The sequence below is a fragment of the Photobacterium carnosum genome, from assembly GCF_002849605.1.
Lineage (GTDB): Bacteria > Pseudomonadota > Gammaproteobacteria > Enterobacterales > Vibrionaceae > Photobacterium > Photobacterium carnosum.
Genome location: NZ_NPIB01000004.1, coordinates 114,287 through 131,381 on the forward strand (window position 1 = coordinate 114,287; position 17,095 = coordinate 131,381).

Annotated in this window: 17 protein-coding genes; 12 read left to right on the forward strand and 5 right to left on the reverse strand. The window is 37.6% G+C overall.

Features of this window, described 5'->3' with window-relative positions; translation table 11 throughout:
* The first annotated feature begins 313 nt into the window (after positions 1 to 313).
* From CIK00_RS05635 to CIK00_RS05645, 3 genes are all read left to right on the forward strand, one after another.
* Positions 314 to 898, forward strand: a complete 585-nt coding sequence (locus CIK00_RS05635; protein WP_101767939.1) for a hypothetical protein — start codon at positions 314 to 316, stop codon at positions 896 to 898.
* Between the two features lie 81 nt (positions 899 to 979).
* On the forward strand, positions 980 to 1,987 hold the full coding sequence (locus CIK00_RS05640) for a transposase (protein WP_101767940.1): 1,008 nt from the start codon (positions 980 to 982) through the stop codon (positions 1,985 to 1,987).
* 417 nt (positions 1,988 to 2,404) lie between these two features.
* Entirely contained in the window at positions 2,405 to 2,665 is a 261-nt protein-coding gene (locus tag CIK00_RS05645; protein WP_101767941.1) for a GNAT family N-acetyltransferase, read from the forward strand.
* Positions 2,666 to 2,807: 142 nt separating this feature from the next.
* Here CIK00_RS05645 and hemB read toward each other — a convergent pair whose 3' ends face one another.
* On the reverse strand, positions 2,808 to 3,800 hold the full coding sequence (gene hemB, locus CIK00_RS05650; RefSeq protein ID WP_101767942.1) for a porphobilinogen synthase: 993 nt from the start codon (positions 3,798 to 3,800) through the stop codon (positions 2,808 to 2,810).
* 131 nt (positions 3,801 to 3,931) lie between these two features.
* Between hemB and CIK00_RS05655 the strand changes: the two genes are divergently transcribed.
* The 3 genes from CIK00_RS05655 to CIK00_RS05665 all read left to right on the forward strand — a co-directional run bounded on the left by CIK00_RS05655 (position 3,932) and on the right by CIK00_RS05665 (position 6,629).
* On the forward strand, positions 3,932 to 4,237 hold the full coding sequence (locus CIK00_RS05655; RefSeq protein ID WP_101767943.1) for a hypothetical protein: 306 nt from the start codon (positions 3,932 to 3,934) through the stop codon (positions 4,235 to 4,237).
* Between the two features lie 201 nt (positions 4,238 to 4,438).
* Complete coding sequence (gene trxC, locus CIK00_RS05660) at positions 4,439 to 4,873, forward strand: thioredoxin TrxC (RefSeq protein ID WP_101767944.1); 435 nt, start codon at positions 4,439 to 4,441, stop codon at positions 4,871 to 4,873.
* Positions 4,874 to 5,363: 490 nt separating this feature from the next.
* Positions 5,364 to 6,629: a NupC/NupG family nucleoside CNT transporter gene (locus CIK00_RS05665; RefSeq protein WP_101767945.1), complete on the forward strand. Its 1,266-nt coding sequence runs from the start codon at positions 5,364 to 5,366 to the stop codon at positions 6,627 to 6,629.
* Positions 6,630 to 6,725: 96 nt separating this feature from the next.
* On the opposite strand, the gene CIK00_RS05670 is transcribed toward CIK00_RS05665, so the two are convergent.
* Complete coding sequence (locus CIK00_RS05670; RefSeq protein ID WP_167388526.1) at positions 6,726 to 7,598, reverse strand: NAD(P)-dependent oxidoreductase; 873 nt, start codon at positions 7,596 to 7,598, stop codon at positions 6,726 to 6,728.
* 210 nt (positions 7,599 to 7,808) lie between these two features.
* On the opposite strand from CIK00_RS05670, the gene CIK00_RS05675 reads away from it, so the two are divergent.
* The 4 genes from CIK00_RS05675 (at position 7,809) to CIK00_RS05690 (ending at position 11,906) form a co-directional block, all read left to right on the forward strand.
* Positions 7,809 to 8,456 carry a hypothetical protein gene (locus tag CIK00_RS05675; protein ID WP_101767947.1) on the forward strand — a complete coding sequence of 216 codons (648 nt, stop codon included), beginning with the start codon at positions 7,809 to 7,811 and terminating at the stop codon, positions 8,454 to 8,456.
* Positions 8,457 to 8,708: 252 nt separating this feature from the next.
* Positions 8,709 to 10,523: a protein translocase subunit SecD gene (secD, locus tag CIK00_RS05680; protein ID WP_101767948.1), complete on the forward strand. Its 1,815-nt coding sequence runs from the start codon at positions 8,709 to 8,711 to the stop codon at positions 10,521 to 10,523.
* A 4-nt stretch (positions 10,524 to 10,527) separates the two neighbouring features.
* On the forward strand, positions 10,528 to 11,430 hold the full coding sequence (secF, locus tag CIK00_RS05685) for a protein translocase subunit SecF (protein ID WP_101767949.1): 903 nt from the start codon (positions 10,528 to 10,530) through the stop codon (positions 11,428 to 11,430).
* A 161-nt stretch (positions 11,431 to 11,591) separates the two neighbouring features.
* The gene (locus CIK00_RS05690) at positions 11,592 to 11,906 is read left to right on the forward strand and encodes a hypothetical protein (RefSeq protein WP_101767950.1); all 315 of its coding nucleotides are present in this window, start codon (positions 11,592 to 11,594) and stop codon (positions 11,904 to 11,906) included.
* Positions 11,907 to 12,127: 221 nt separating this feature from the next.
* Here the strand turns inward: CIK00_RS05690 and CIK00_RS05695 are convergent, their stop codons facing one another.
* Positions 12,128 to 12,400, reverse strand: a complete 273-nt coding sequence (locus tag CIK00_RS05695; protein ID WP_101767951.1) for a hypothetical protein — start codon at positions 12,398 to 12,400, stop codon at positions 12,128 to 12,130.
* A 262-nt stretch (positions 12,401 to 12,662) separates the two neighbouring features.
* On the opposite strand from CIK00_RS05695, the gene CIK00_RS05700 reads away from it, so the two are divergent.
* Together CIK00_RS05700 and CIK00_RS05705 are read left to right on the forward strand one after the other, a co-directional pair.
* Complete coding sequence (locus tag CIK00_RS05700; RefSeq protein ID WP_101767952.1) at positions 12,663 to 13,262, forward strand: DNA-3-methyladenine glycosylase I; 600 nt, start codon at positions 12,663 to 12,665, stop codon at positions 13,260 to 13,262.
* 82 nt (positions 13,263 to 13,344) lie between these two features.
* The gene (locus CIK00_RS05705; RefSeq protein WP_101767953.1) at positions 13,345 to 14,274 is read left to right on the forward strand and encodes a cation diffusion facilitator family transporter; all 930 of its coding nucleotides are present in this window, start codon (positions 13,345 to 13,347) and stop codon (positions 14,272 to 14,274) included.
* A gap of 83 nt (positions 14,275 to 14,357) precedes the next feature.
* Here the strand turns inward: CIK00_RS05705 and CIK00_RS05710 are convergent, their stop codons facing one another.
* Positions 14,358 to 15,377, reverse strand: coding sequence for a lipoate--protein ligase (locus CIK00_RS05710; RefSeq protein ID WP_101767954.1), 1,020 nt, complete (start codon positions 15,375 to 15,377; stop codon positions 14,358 to 14,360).
* Between the two features lie 807 nt (positions 15,378 to 16,184).
* Positions 16,185 to 16,874 carry a MaoC family dehydratase gene (locus CIK00_RS05715; RefSeq protein WP_101767955.1) on the reverse strand — a complete coding sequence of 230 codons (690 nt, stop codon included), beginning with the start codon at positions 16,872 to 16,874 and terminating at the stop codon, positions 16,185 to 16,187.
* Positions 16,875 to 17,095 lie beyond the last annotated feature (221 nt).

Sequence of the window (17,095 nt, forward strand, 5' to 3'; positions counted from 1 at the left end):
GCGGAGATTCTATCACTATCAAGGGCTGAATGTAGTAGGGATTTAGTTACTAAAGGTGGTAATTCTGTGCCATTTCGAAAACAAACATAAAAACAAAGGACAGCCATAATTTTCGCTTTATAAAATAGACAATTGTTAACACTATTGTCAGGGGTGATGAATGATTTATTTAAAGAGTGAGTAATGTGAGGAAATGCACAATTATAATTATCAATAGTCACTGGGCGTTTACCTTGTAAGATGGGATAGGTAATGTGCCGTTATGTTGCATTATTCACTGAGTCTTTTGACTGTGATATTAAAGAATAAGATAATGAAAATGATAAAAACCATATTTGCTGCTTCTATGTTCACTTTAACTTGTAATGTGTTTGCTGCTCCCGTTGAATTTCAGAAAATCCCTGAAATCATGGCTAAATTTGAACATGCTCAAGTTTTTGTAAAGAAAGATAAAACATTAGGACGATTACCCACAGATACTGAAATGGGTTCAGTTTTTCCGACTTATATTTCTGATACTAAAGGTGGTTTTATTGTTGAAACCTCTAACCGTGTGACAAATGATATTGTAATTGCGAGTAAAATAACTCCGATTGTTGATAATATTTATAATCAATGGTTAGTTCCTAAGTCTACTTGGGTTAAGACTTATGGTGAGTTACCTGTATCGAGTGAATTTCAATCTTTTAAACGTATTAAAACGATAAAAGCCATTTTGATTGATACTGAAATGCTCAAACTTATGGGAAGTAAAGATGGTAAAACGGCAACCATTAAAGTTAGTTGGAGTGACAATGGAATGACGGTCTATAAAGATGGTTATTTGGCTAATTATGAATATGGTATTGCTCCAGAAGAAATGAAAGAAACATATGAGCGGGTTAAAGAAAACAAATAAAGAAAACAAAGGACAGCCATAACCTTGCACATCAACCATGAGCTACTACACTTAAGCTTCAAGTTGCTTATGGTGAAACGAATGACTATCTCAAGACGCAAATTGATAGAGCCTCAAATTACGCCTTTTTATCATGTAATTAATCGTTGTGTACGTCGTGCCTATTTGTGTGGCGATGATCCGTATAATGGCAAAAACTATCAACATCGTCGTGGTTGGATAGTAAATAAAATCAAACAATTAGCCGCTGTATTTTGTATTGATGTTTGTGCTTATGCGGTGATGAGTAACCATTATCATTTAGTGCTTAAAATAGATACCGAGCAGCAGAAAAAGCTAACCCCTGAAGAGGTGATATCACGCTGGTTACAGTTATTTAGTGGTCATCCTATCGTGGTCGATTTTTTAAAAGAGGGTCAAATAGCCACAGATAAACAACAAGCGCTATCAACATTAGTGGCTGAATGGCAGCAACGATTAGGCAGTATTAGCTGGTTTATGCGTTGTCTTAATGAAGAAATAGCCCGTAAAGCCAATAAAGAAGATCAATGTAAAGGGTCTTTTTGGGAAGGACGGTTTAAGTCACAAGCTCTGCTTGATGAACAAGCGTTACTCTCTTGCATGATGTATGTTGATTTAAATCCGATTAGGGCTGGTATTACACCGTCATTAGAGCAATCAGATTTTACCTCAATTCAGCAGCGTATTCGTGAATATAATCAAACGAAAACTCCCTCTAAACCATCCTCATCAAATAAAAGTCATTTCCAATTATTACCCTTTGTTGGTGCTGAACATCAAGCTAAAAAAGCAGGTATAAACTTTGCTTTTGCCGATTATCTTGAACTGATTGACTGGACCGGTCGATGTATTCGAAATGATAAAAAAGGTTTTATTGTTCCTAATCAGCCCAAGATTTTACAGCAAATGGGAATAACACCAGATGCTTGGCTTGAGCACAGTGAACAATTTATGGAACATTATGCCAATGTAAGCGGTAGATGGTCTCAAATGTGTGCATTCAAACAACATGCGGGTGGGCATTGGTGCAAAGGAAAGTTGGCGAGTCACCAGTTACACCCTAAATAGACATAGTTTCTTATAATCAGATAAAAATACTGCAATAACCGTCAGGGCTGTAGGCGTTGTTGATCCTGAAATATGGGAATAGGGTTGATTTAACAAATAATTATCAAGAATGGGCTGTAAATTTTAGCTTTGAGGGTTTATTGCTGGTGGAATGGTTTATTTTTTAAGGGCGTTATTTAAGAACAAAAATATTTGGCTGTCCAGTAGTTCTCGGTCCAGTAGTTCTCGATGTGGTTATTTATATATTATGTGTCGTTATCAAGTTTGCCAGAAAGACAGCAATGAAAACTACATTATACAACGCGAGGTGAGTAGATCCTCTCTCTTGTTCGTAATCTCACTGTAGGGAATGATGGCTTTTGATCATATTGATTAAGTTAGCTTGAATAGAATTATGATCTTTAAGGATGAGAGCAAATGATTGTATATCAACCCATCCGTGATGTATCGGCATCAGCGCAGTTAACGTATAACAATATGCGTACGTATTATGAGTATTATGCTGTTGATTGGGCGTTGCCAACAATAGTAGAACAGATAACAGGGCTCGATAACTGGGATATTTTGTCTGATGGTGACGTCATTGGTGCTATTCGCTTAGCATGGGATAATGATGAGTGCTATTTGCGGGATCTTCAGGTTAGTTCTCAGTATCAAAATCAAGGTATTGGCGCTTAAGCGGTTACGGAGTCAGTTCGATTGCGAGTGAAGATGAACGATTTTTTAATATGGTACAAAACATCACAGATCTAACAGTGAATCCACTTTAAGCATCACTGCTATTATAACAATGATGCTTAAAAACAGGGTATTGAGCCGATTATGCTTTATCTTGTGCTAACCACTCAGCTACTTGCTTGGTGTAATAGCTCACAATAAGATCAGCACCGGCACGTTTAAAGCCAGTTAATGTTTCATAGACCACACGCTTTTCATCTAATGCGCCCGCTAATGCTGCAAACTTGATCCCCGCGTATTCGCCACCGACTTGATAGACCGCCAAGGGTAGGTTGGTTTTACGGCGAAGATTGGCAACCACATCAAGGTAGGGTGTGCCTGGTTTCACCATCAGAATATCTGCACCTTCTTCTTCATCAAGTAAGGCCTCAACTAAGGCTTGACGACCATTAGCACAATCCATTTGGTAGGTTTTGCGATCACCGCTTAATTCACAGTCAACCGCGGTGCGGAATGGGCCATAGAAAGCCGACGCAAATTTTACTGCATGAGCAAGAATAGCTACATGCTCAAAACCTGCCGCATCTAATCCTTCACGAATGGCCTTTACCTGACCGTCCATCATTGCTGATGGGGCTAACATATCTGCACCCGCTTTAGCCGCAGTAACGCTTTGCTTAACCAGTAGTTCTAATGTTTCGTCATTAAGGACATGTTCATCATGGTAGACACCGCAATGCCCGTGAGTGGTGTATTCACAAAAACAAATATCGGGGATCACCATCATATCTGGGCAAGCGGCTTTGATGGTTTTGACCATGCGAGCCAATAAGCCATTATCGTTCCATGTGTCACTGCCGATTTCATCTTTAGTATGCGAAATACCAAAGGGCATCACATAACGCACACCCAACTTATAAAGTGTGTGTATTTCATCTGCCAGCATGGTTTCTGGAATACGTGAAATACCCGGCATGGTGCTAATTGGCACAGCTTCGGTTAAGGTTTCTTCAATGAAGATAGGATGAATAAGATCGGCTAATTTAAAGTCATGTTCACGTACAAGATCACGCATATTGGCAGTGCGACGCATACGGCGAATACGTTTAATAGGAACAGAGGTAGAGTGTGTCATTGGATGAATTCTATTGCTTATGTTAATGGTGTATACATCATACAAATGTTAGTGTTTAGAATGCAATAGATAAAGGTGTTGGTTCTCAAGCCGACTAAACTTAATACTAAAGCTTTTATCCTGAGGTTGTTATGAAAGTAATGTTATTGCTGATGTTGTCTATTTTGTCTTTTCAAGCATCGGCACAAGATATGTATGTGTGTAAAGATGGCAGCGCAGAGCGCACTGTTGAGGTGGTTTATAGTCAACCGGGTAACAAAGTACCTTGTGATGTTAAATACACCAAAGCAAGCGGTAGCCAAGTGTTATGGAGTGCAAACCATGAGGTCGGTTACTGCGAAAGTAAAGCTCAAGCCTTTATTGCCAAACTAGATACATTGGGTTTAGCTTGCTCAAAGGTAAATAATGCCGTAGCAACACAGCCATTGAGTGAATAAGCGGTATTAAACAGATTTAAAAAGGTGAATTTTTAATCCGTTTCGTTTTAGTTATTAGTAAGTTCAGATAGTGATGCAGATAGCACAATTGAGACTCATAGGTTTTTCCTATCAGTTTAATCAGTAAAAACAGCTTTTGTTTTTAGAATGATAGGGATAAATTTAATAACAATAGTTTAGAATTAGATTCGGAAATTCATTATGACAACCATGACAACTCGCTGCCCACATTGTAAAGCATTAAACCGTTTACCCCTTGATCGTGTGAACGATGAAGCGACATGTGGTACTTGTAAAGAAAAACTACTTGATGGCATGCCAATTGAAGGTACTGCTGATAACTTTGCAAATTTAATTAATGGTGACAAACCTGTTGTTGTTGATTTTTGGGCCCCTTGGTGTAGTCCTTGTGTAGGTTTTGCGCCAGTCTTTGCTGATGTGGCTAGTGAACGTGATGGTGCTGCTCGTTTCGTTAAAATCGATACTGAAGCACAACAAGCATTGGCAGGCCAATACCGTATTCGTAGCATTCCAACCATTATGGTCTTTAAAGGCGGTAAGATGGTTGATATGTTAAATGGTGCAATGCCTAAAACAGCGTTTAATGAATGGCTAAATAACGCACTAACAAAATAACAGTTAGTGGTCTGTTTTATCTGGTGGTTATATTTGCTGGTGGTATATTGAATTCTTAAAGCCTCGTTATGTAAAAATAACTGGGCTTTTTTGTGCGTTTTTTTCAATGTAACAGTCAAAAAAGTAGTATTCAGGCTATTATTTATGCGAATTACGTATAAATGTAAAAAAACACTATACTAAATTTTTAATGTGACCAAGATCTCTATATACTCCCGCCTCGGCCAGAACAATTACGTTCAGCCACCTTATTACAAGCTGTCACTAGGATATGTGAACGACCCACGGAGTTGGACCGGCGTTAACTGTAGCTTGTTAATTTAGGTGACTTGTATGTTGTACCATTGGACGAACACCCCTTTAGCTATTTACGCATATTGGCGTAATATCCATCTTTTGTTGATCCCTCAGCAAATGTTTTTCCGATGTCACAATACAATCAATACCTACATTATTCGACACCCACTTATGAACACAATAGGACGAAATAATGCAGTTGTTAATTAGTTTGGCCGGTATTATCATACTGGTTTTATTCGCAATTTTACTTTCAGATAACCGCAAAGCGATCAATTGGCGTACTGTTATTGGCGCTTTAGTACTGCAAGCAAGTTTTGCTGCATTGGTCTTGTATGTTCCCCTCGGTCAAAAAATGCTTGGCGCAATGAGTCATGGTATTGCTGGCTTATTAAGCTTTGCTGATGTTGGTATTCATTTTGTTTTTGGTGACTTATCGAATATTAAAAAAAGTGGCTTTGTATTTGCGATCCGTGTATTACCATTAGTGATCTTTATTAGTGCATTAATTTCATTGTTGTACTACTTCGGTATTATGCAGTGGGTAATTAGAGTATTAGGTGGTGGGATTCAAAAACTATTGGGTACTAGTCGCGCTGAATCATTAGTGGCAACGGGTAATATCTTTTTATCACAAGGTGAATCACCATTATTGGTGCGTCCATTCTTAGCCAAAATGACCCGTTCTGAGCTTTTTGTCGTAATGACATGTGGCATGGCATCTGTTGCAGGTTCGGTGTTGGGTGGTTATGCAGGTTTAGGTGTTGATCTTAAGTTTTTGATTGCAGCTAGTTTTATGGCCGCTCCTGGTGGTTTGTTAATGGCGAAAATTTTAGTGCCAGAACAACAAGTGCCAGAAGAACAAGTTGAAATCGAAATGGCGACCAGTGAGCACAGTAATGCAATTGATGCATTGGCTGCGGGCGCAATGAACGGTATGAAAGTATCGGTTGCGATTGGTACGATGTTAATTGCCTTTGTTAGTGTGATTGCAATGGCGAATGCAGGCTTAGAACAAGTGGGTTATGGCTTAGCAAGTTTAACTTCTGTGGTTGGTTTAGATACCGTATCGCATTGGTTTGCAACAACGCCTCTTAGCATGCAACTTATTCTAGGTTATATCTTTTCTCCATTAGCATTTGTAATTGGTGTTCCTGCTAATGAAATGATGGCTGCGGGTACATTTATTGGTGAAAAACTGATTCTAAATGAATTTGTTGCCTTCATGGATTTTGCATCAATCAAAGAGACATTATCACAACATACTCAAGTCATTATTACCTTTGCGTTATGTGGTTTTGCTAACATTGGTTCGATTGCGATTCAGATTGGTTCAATTGGTGTGATGGCACCTGAACGTCGCAGTGATGTGGCAAAATTGGGTTTTAAAGCAGTAATGGCGGCAACGTTAGCTAACTTAATGAGTGCAACGCTAGCGGGTATTTTCGTCGCGCTATAATGAATATTGTTACTAGATAAATAATCTAGAGATAAAAAACAATTAAGCCGTAGTAATGGTTATTGCTACGGCTTTGTTGCTAAGTGTTTTAAGTCACTATTTATCAAATTGCTTGATTAAGATTGATGTGTCTGCGCGGTTAAACCCACGTTGTTGTAATTTTTCATATTCAGCATCAACTTGTTTTGCTAATGGAAGTTCAACATTAAGTTTCTCGGCAGCATCAAAGCAAATCGCAAGATCTTTACGCATCCAATCAATGGCAAAGCCAAAATCAAATGAATCTACAGCCATGGTTTGGGCGCGATTTTCTAATTGCCATGATCCTGCCGCACCATGCTTTAACACTTCGGTCATGGTGTGAATATCAAGACCAGCCGCTTTAGCGAGTGTTACGGCTTCAGATAACCCTTGTAATACACCCGCAATACATAACTGGTTGGCCATTTTTGTTATTTGACCATAACCCGTTTCACCCATTAACGTTGTTGCTTTTGCATATTGTGCAATAGCGTGTTTGGCTTTATTAAATACCGCTTCATTACCGCCAACCATAACCGTTAAGCAACCATTAATCGCGCCAGCTTCACCGCCTGATACGGGGGCGTCTAAAAAGTCACAACCAATGGCATGAGCGGCATCGGCAATTTCGCGTGCAACATCTGCTGATGCTGTCGTGTGATCAACTAAAATAGCCCCCGGTTTAGCGGTGACTAAAATTCCTTGTTGACCCTTATAGATTTCACGTACGTCATCATCATTACCCACGCAGGTAAAAATAATGTCGGCTTCTTTTACCGCATCACAAGGAGTAAGGGCAATTGTGCCATTATATTCTTGAACCCAATTATCTGCTTTTGCCTGGGTTCGATTATAAATTGTTACATGGTAACCTGCTTTGGCGAGGTGGCCTGCCATGGGATAACCCATCGTTCCTAGCCCTAAAAAAGCAACATTTGCTGTCATTATTAATACTTCCTTGATTTTAATTGTGAGCAATTTTTAACATCATAACAAACTATATTATTGCGTAAATGGGTATCAGTTGTATGTGTTTTATGCAAATGAGTGAGGTTTATCAATAGGATTAATTATTCGAGATTAATCGCTTGTAACAAACTGTGTTGGCAATTATCATAACACTCACTTTTATTTTACAGATTGGTTTAGTCACATTTAATGATGTCAATCGTGTTACGCATTATGTTATTGGTGTTATGTCTAGGAGCAAGTTCATTTGCTTCCGCATCGCCACAAGCAAATATTATGCATTTCACCTCGACCAGTCCTGTTTATACTGATGTTATTGAAGCGCCAGTATTTAGCACCCATGTTGTTAATACTATCGCTGTGGCTCCTGATATGGTCAGCCGTACTGATCAGTCTCTTACTCTTCAACATAAGAGCGATCAATCGCCAATCCAAAAACATCCAACAGATCGCTATGTAAGTAATAATGGTTTACCTGTTTCTTTTTATAGCACTAGATTAGTTTGGAATTTCCCATCTCCAGCTAATATTAAGATACCACTCCACAGTGGTAAGCATCATCGTGCTGACGTTATTAATTTAAGTAATATGATTAATATCTCTACGCGATCTTTGAATAGTTTCTACCATAGCGCCGATGAAATAGCGCCAACATTCGAAGTAGTGTTTGAACTCCCCTTACTCCCTATACCTATGCTTGCCATTGGGTATGCAGAACCCCTCAGCCCGCAAAATGATTGGATTTTAACGATAAAATCTTCATCATCTCGTGTCTCTGGTTGGAAAGAATCTAATTTACTCTATTCACAGTACGGGCATTCGTTCGTTACGGCATAAGACATTACTGGTGCTTGTGTCATTTATGGCATGGTGTGCTTTACTTAGTGATGTTGCTTTCATCGACACATAAAGCGTTTTATCAATTTATGTATTAAATCTATCAATAGTTATTATTAATACCAAGGTTATCTGTTGTGAATACGATAATTAGCGGACATTCTTATTTATTAAGAATAAAATTAACAATAATTACTGATGTGTTATCGGTCGCAACAATATGATTTGTTGCTAGAGATATGGCTTAAAATAATGAGAAAAAAGAATAATAAACAGATTCTGAATCATTACTCAGCATGGAAATATGTTGTGTTAATTGTGACGGTTTCGATTATGTTGCTTAGTGCTATTCCAACGTGGTATGGCGAAAATGCAGCAGTACAAATTAGTGCGAAAGGCGGCGCGATGCCAACACCTTTTGAGATTCAACGTGTTCTAAAAGAAAATGGCATTGAAGCCAAAACTATTGAACAGCAGCCAACTCGTACTATTGTGGTGGTTAATTCAACCAAAGAACAAACTAATACGAAAGAAGCGTTAAACAGCATTATTCATAATGAAGACCGCTTAACGTTAGCATTAGAACCTGCCGCACCGAAATGGTTGCTAGGTCTAGGTTTTGAGCCTATTAAGTTAGGTCTTGATTTACGTGGTGGTGTGCAGTTCTTACTTGATGTCGATATGAAAGAAGTTTATAAGCAGCATGCCCAGCAGCTGACTGATGATCTTCGTGGTGATTTCCGTAAGCAAGATATTCGTGCTGCACGTTCAGAAATGACCAAGAACAACCAAGTTATTGTGCGTCTGCCAAGTGAAGAAGCGAATGATAAAATTCGTACATACCTTCGTACTCAATACCCACTATGGCAAGCGAAGAATGGCGAAGGCAATAACTTAGTATTGTCTATGCGTGAAGATGAGCAAACCAATCTGCGTAACCTAACCGTACAGCAGAACTTGCAAACTATGCGTGGTCGTATTGAGCAACTTGGTATTACAGAAGCATCTGTACAACGCCAAGGTGAAAACCGTATTCGTATCGAGCTTCCTGGTGTACAAGATCCAGCAGCAGCGAAAAACGTTATTGGTGCAACGGCAAGTTTGGCTTTCTACGCTGTTAAGCAAGAAGGCACTGGTAGCACAATGATTATTGACGACAAAAATGGTCGTCCTGTACGTGTTAGCCGTAAGCCAGTATTAACCGGTGATCATATTATCGATGCACGTGCGAGCATGGGTGAGATGGGTTCTCCTGAGGTTAATATTACCTTAGACAGTGCTGGTGGCAGCATGATGTCAGATTTCTCACGTAATAACGTGGGTCAGCCAATGGCGACTTCGTTCAGCGAATATACTCGTAACGCGAAAGGTCAAACAGTACAAACTAACAAGATCATCAGTGTTGCGACAATTCAAACTCAGCTCGGTAGCCGTTTCCGTATTACGGGTGCAGGTTCACTTGCTGATGCGCAACAATTGGCGTTATTACTACGTGCAGGTTCATTAACTGCGCCAGTTACTATCGTTGCAGAGCGCACAATTGGTCCAACATTAGGTGCTGAAAACATTAAAAATGGTTTTGCTGCTCTAGCATTAGGTTTAGGCGTAACACTTGTCTTTATGGCACTGTGGTACCGTCGCTTAGGTTGGGTTGCAAACATTGCATTGATTACTAATATGATCATGCTTTTCGGTTTAATCGCCTTGATTCCAGGGGCGGTATTAACCTTGCCGGGTATTGCTGGTCTGGTATTGACCGTAGGTATGGCAGTTGATACTAACGTGCTTATTTTTGAACGTATCCGCGATATGGTTCGAGATGGGCGCAGTTTTGCTCAAGCAATTGATCGTGGTTTCAGTAGCGCATTTGGTACTATTTTCGATGCCAACTTTACAACTATGATTACCGCAGTGGTTCTTTACTCAATCGGTAATGGTCCAATTCAAGGCTTTGCATTGACGTTAGGTCTAGGTCTTCTAACCAGTATGTTCACTGGTATATTTACTTCCCGCGCCATTATTAACTTGGTTTGGGGTCGTGATTCTCGACGAGATGTAAGGGTTTAACGCAATGAAAAATTGGATTATTTCACACTTAACTAAATTGCGTTATATGACAGCTCTTGTGTCAATTGCGTTAATGGTTATCTCGATCAGCTTCATTTGTATTCGTGGTTTAAACTGGGGTCTTGATTTTACTGGCGGTGTTGTTAGTGAAATTCAGATGAACAGTCAAATCACTAGCAGTGAAATTGAACCACTGATGGATGCTGGTTTTAAACAAGATGTTATTGTTATTGCAGCAGATGAACCTGGTCGTTGGATTCTACGCTATGCTGTTCCAGCAAAAGGTGAGACTTACCCAGCGATCATTCAGGTACTGGATCCGCTACATGCGCAAGTACAAGTATTAAATACCAGTATTGTTGGACCACAAGTGGGTGCTGAAATGGCATCACAGGGTGGCTTGGCATTACTTGTTACTATGCTTTGTATTCTTGGTTATCTAAGTTACCGTTTTGAATGGCGTCTTGCTGCAGGTGCATTACTTGCCCTAATGCACGATGTTATTTTAGCTGTTGGTTTCTTTGCTATGACGCAAATGGAATTTAATTTAACGGTACTTGCGGCGATCCTTGCTATCTTGGGTTACTCATTGAATGACTCGATTGTTATTGCCGACCGTATTCGTGAACTTCTGATTGCAAAACCAAAGCAAGATATTGAAGCAACTAATAATGAAGCAATTATTGCGACGTTCTCACGTACGATGGTGACATCGGGTACGACATTAATGACGATCAGTTCATTATGGTTATTAGGTGGCTCGTCATTGCACGGTTTCTCTATTGCGATGTTTATTGGCGTATTAACAGGTACATGGTCATCGATTTCAGTAGGTACTCTACTTCCTGAATTCTTAGGCTTAAAACCTGAACACTACTTACCAAAACCTGAGTCAAAAGATCCTTAATCGTTAGTTATTAAGTGGTAACAACAAATAATAAACCGTTAACAGTAATGTTAACGGTTTTTTTTTGCTGTAACGTCAAAATCTGAGCTTATTTTTCGGACATAATAAGATTTATTGCTAGACTAATGTAAGTGAAACAAAGCATGGTGAAAGGAGATAGCATGCAACAAAAAATAATCTTAATGTGTAGTACTGTATTATTCATCGTTGGTTGTACTCATACCAATGACGGTGATATTCGTTTTTTACCTGATCAATATATTAATAATGTTGAACACGATAGTCTTTATCATTATGGCTATAATCAAGGATGTGAATCTGCACTGGCAAAAGCAAAAGTAGCAGGGTATAGCTATAACCAAGATATAACGTTAGAGAATCGATCAATACAGTTTACAGATGGTTGGCGACAAGGTTATTCGGCTTGTGAAGCGGGAAAAGAAGTCATGCTATATAATTTATCGAAAACACCATAAGGTTTTCGATACATGTCACTATTTTATAAATTAAGGTTTGTTTTATAATTAAAGAATGATTATTATAGCCAACAAAGGGCATATGTAGGTCTTGGTTTTAATTACCTTTAGTTATTAGATATACCTAAAAAATAGAAATATAAAAAAACAGATCATGAGATCTGTTTTTTATAAAGGTCAAACTAGCCTAAGTTTGTATTGTTAATTTTTTTCATATGTTTTTATGCCGCAATTGCAGTTACTTTTTGATCATTAAATGCAATATGAGTGGCAACATTTATTTCAGATAATAATAAATAATTTTCTAATTTATTATTATCGAGTTCAACTACAATTTGTAGATGGTATTCAGTCATTTCTCTAAGGTATGAATAGCAATTTATAGCATTGCCACTATTTAATTGTTTATAGCATCCTTCCTTTGCATATACCCAAGCATTGTATGAACACTTTTTGTTTTCTATTTGTGCGATAAATTCCGCAATGTTTTTCATATATAATCCCTTAATGAATCAATCTATGCTATAGACATCATTAGTATGACGTAAAGCAACCAAACTAAAACCACATATTGATAGTTAATTTTGATAATGTGATATTGATAAGTATTTTTAGGTAATAATGATGCTTACGAATAACTAGTATTAAAATATTTTAATATTAAAGGGGAATAGTCCTAGATATACTTATTGATTGTATTGTTTCATTTTATAAAAATACTCTTTTTAATCTCAATAATAATTATTTAAGGTTAGTATGATTGATTCTAAGACACTGTGTTTTTGGGCTGCTCATTCAGATTTAGAGCATCAATATCATGATAATGAATGGGGTAAACCGAATAAAGATGATGGTTATTTATTCGAATTTTTAACATTAGAAGGCGCTCAAGCAGGGCTTAATTGGTATACCATTCTAAAAAAGAGAGCGAGTTATAAAGAAGCCTTTGAGGGGTATGATATTGATACACTTGCGTCTTATAGTGATCAAGATATTGAAATTCGAATAACTGAAATTATAGCAACATATGATGTAGTTAGGCACCGTAGTAAATTGCGGTCTGTGTTTACTAATGCACGAGCGGCACAAACCTTACAGTGCCAATATGGTGATTTAGCGACCTCATTATGGCAATTTGTTAACTATAAACCTCAAGTAAACCATTGGCCTTCAAAGGATCAAGTCCCCGTTACTACTGCCGAATCATTGGCTTTAAGTCAATTTTTAAAGCAGCATGGGTTTAAATTTATTGGCAATATAACCTGTTATGCTTTTATGCAAGCAGTTGGTATGGTGAATGATCATACGATTAATTGTCATTGTTATCATGCAATTGCAAACAACAAAGGAAAGTAGCGATACAGGTAAAAAAGATCACATTTTGTGAGTTAAATTCGTTATTATAATCGCTGCCATTTTTTCTATTTTATGGGGCGTTATGTCTAAAAAGGCCGTTAAGTTAATTCAGAAGGTTACCTGGGTTGGGTCTATTGCAAATATTGCTTTAGCATTTATAAAAATTACCATAGGTAAACTTACGGGTAGTCAGGCGCTTATTGCCGATGGTGTCCACAGTTTTTCTGACTTGGTAACAGATACTGCTATTCTAATAGGATCGCGTTATTGGACAGCACCTGCTGATAAGGAACATCCTTATGGGCATGGTCGTTTTGAAACGTTAACTAATATTTTTATTGGTTTTATTTTAGCCATTGTGGGTATTGGTATTGGTTGGGATTCATTATATTCAATCAGTAGCGAATCACACTCAGAACCTGGTATGTTAGCATTTAGCGCAGCTGTGGTGTCTGTTGTTGTTAAAGAAGCATTGTATCGTTGGACCGCCATTCAAGCCAAAACTATTAATAGTCGAGCATTGTATGCTAATGCTTGGCACCATCGTTCTGATGCATTAAGTTCACTGCCCGTTGCTATTGCAGTGATAGCAAATTACTTTTTTCCAACCTTTCATTATTTAGATCAAATTGCAGCATTAATTGTTACTGCGATGATTCTAAAAGCGTCGTTTGAAATTTTATGGCCAGCTATTTTAGAATTGACTGAAGCAAAAGCGGATTCTGATATTGAAAAACAAATTCAAGCATATGCCGCTGAATATAAAGATATTAAAGAAGTACATGAAATACGAAGCCGTCGTACAGGCAGTACTATTTTATTAGATTTTCATTTGCTGGTTGATCCTGAAATGAGTGTTGAGCGTGCTCATAATATTACTGAGAATTTCAAAATACATTTATTAGATAAATTAGATGAAGTTGTGGATATTATTATTCATATTGAGCCATATAATTGTGAAGAGCGAATGCTAAATCCATGTTGCGATGATTGTGGTGATAAAAAAGAATAATAAAATAGGTTTTTTAATAACAAGACCGATGATGAAAGCGGTCTTGTTATTACAACTGTTCTTTTATTGTAATTCTAATAAGATTAATTAATCGTATTTTGTAACCACTTATCAATATCCATCAATACATCATTATGGAATGGATATTCAATGGATAAATTATTGATAGCCGTTGTGATAGCGGCTGTATTATAAGGCAGATTAAGTAATCGCTGTTCTAATAATTCTAATGGTGCGGGATCAAGACTATCCGTAAATAGTTTTACTTCAGTTATCACACCTTTATTAACATCAAGGTGTAGCTCTATTCCTCCCCAAATAAAACGCTCATCTAAGCTATGTGTGAATTGCGGTGTATTACCAAAATTCCAGTCCCAACGACTAAACTTTGCAAAGGTTTCATTAAATCCAGTTAATTCAGGTAGTGCTTGTGGCGAAATATGTTCAGTTTCAACATGCTCATTATAATAATTACAAAACGTTTCAATAATGGCATCACAGACCATTTTATGATCAATATTTTCGACGATTTGATTAAGATTTGTTACGCGTGAACGAACAGACGTAATTCCCTTCGCGGCGAGTTTCTTTTTATCGGGGTTAAGGTAATGCGCGAGCTGTGTTAAATCTGCACTAAGCAGTAACGTGCCATGATGGAAACCACGATCCATTGTTTCACGGTATGCTGATCCTGAAAATTTACGCTCGCCCATTTTATCTTCAACAACTAAGTCATTACGGCCTGTTGCCTTACCATTAATACCCAGTTTTTTTAGCGCTGTAAGTACAATCTCGGTTGATACCGTTTTATTGTAATCAGGTTTGCCAGCCATAAAAGTAAAATTAGTATTACCAAGATCATGAAATACGGCACCGCCACCACTTTGACGACGTGCAAGGGTAATACCATCTTGCTCCATTTTTAATGTATTACATTCTTTCCATGGATTTTGTGCTCGTCCAATAACAACTGTATTGTCATTGCGCCATAAGAATAGCACCCTTTGTTGGGGGGACATTGTCCGGAAAATAGCATCTTCAACAGCAAGGTTGAACCATGGATTAGTTGAGTCTGAAATAAGCACTCTAATTTTTGAAGACATTATTCATACCTGCCTAAATGTGGATGCAATGAATTTACCCTGTGATTCGAAAGAGGTAAAGCAAGTAGAGGAAATTTTATTTGAGGATTCTAAATAAAAAAAACCAAATCACATCCTATAAACTGGAACAAATGTGATTTGGTAACATGTTTTTAATTATGGCTGTCTAGAGAATTTTGTTTTTTCAAGACTATATTATAAGAATAGCATCACAAATTTAGGATGCAAATAACGATAATTGCAAGGTAAGGTTACTTTTTGTTATTGGTAAGCGGACATAATGTAATGAATGAGTAAATATTGTAAAAGGTAAAGTATATGCGTAAGGATGATGATAGAAAGGTCTGTAACAAAGAGAAGGTTTGCGCTGAAAGGTAAGTAATAAATCAGTAAGAGCATGGATTGATTACCATGCTACCTCTAATCTATATATGATATAAAAATATTATGTTGAACTAGATTAGTTACTGATTGTTCGTTGTTTGTTCTGTTGGTGTCGATTGACTTGTTTGGTTAAAGACATCATAAGTGATGAAGTAGCCAATCAATAAAATGAGGGGAATAAATTTTATCCACTTGTTCATAATGATACCCAGCCAAAAAATGTTCGGCTACCATACCAGTCTTCCTCTGTAGGTAAAGAACCATTAATGAAAAGTTAGGTTTACATTACCAATGGTCGCGATAAGCGACTGAGTTAACCTAATGAATTAAATGTTGCTTTATGCTCTTATATTTTACGGCTATGAATAAAAAAAGCCAACGTATTGGCTTTTTTTGAAATAAGGGGTATCGATTAACAGTCAATTAAAAATAAAGGCGCATGACTGACTCAGCAACACAGGCAGGACGACGGCAGCCTTCGATTTCAACGGTAATTTCTTGGACTATTTCTAAACCGCGTTTGATCGGTGTTACAGATTGAATTTTTGTTCTTGCACGAATGTTAACACCAGCTTTAACTGGGTAAGGGAATCGAACTTGGTTTAAACCATAATTAACTGTCATTTTTGCTGATGGAAATTTAGGGTTAGCAGGATCAACACTGTCAGTGAGTACTGATAGGAGTGAAAGCGTTAAAAAGCCATGTGCAATGGTTGTTTTAAAAGGTGATTCTGCTGCCGCTTTTTCTGGATCAGTATGGATCCATTGATGATCATCAGTGACATTCGCAAAATTATTGATACGTAATTGATCGACGGCCAACCATTCGCCAACATGAATTTCTTCACCCAATGATGCCGTAATTTCATCCATGACTTTAGTTGCTTCTGGATGTATTTCTATTCCAATCGGTTCAGAGACGACTTCACCATTAGATATCGATACAAGGTTATGATCTTTTACCCAAGTTGCAAAGTGGCTACTGTTAGCCTTATTGAGAAATTCGATCCAATAATCACGAATTGATGGTGATAGCCAGTCTTTAAATTCAAACTGGTGATGTGATAACACGTCACGCTTACGTTTGATAAAATCGACTACTTTTACTTTCATAGAGCAAAACCTTAGTTTGAAATGCCATGCTTTGGTTTGGGGCAGGGCATTGTAGCTATTATTCACAGTAGTACAACGGGTATTTTTTATAACAAATACTTATGAAACTCATCGGATGAGTTAATTTTAAAGGATGTTGATGCTATTACGCAATAATTAAATAGTGTTTTTTGTGATTTTTATAAAGTGCAACACTTTATAGTGAAAGTGTCGCTAAATAT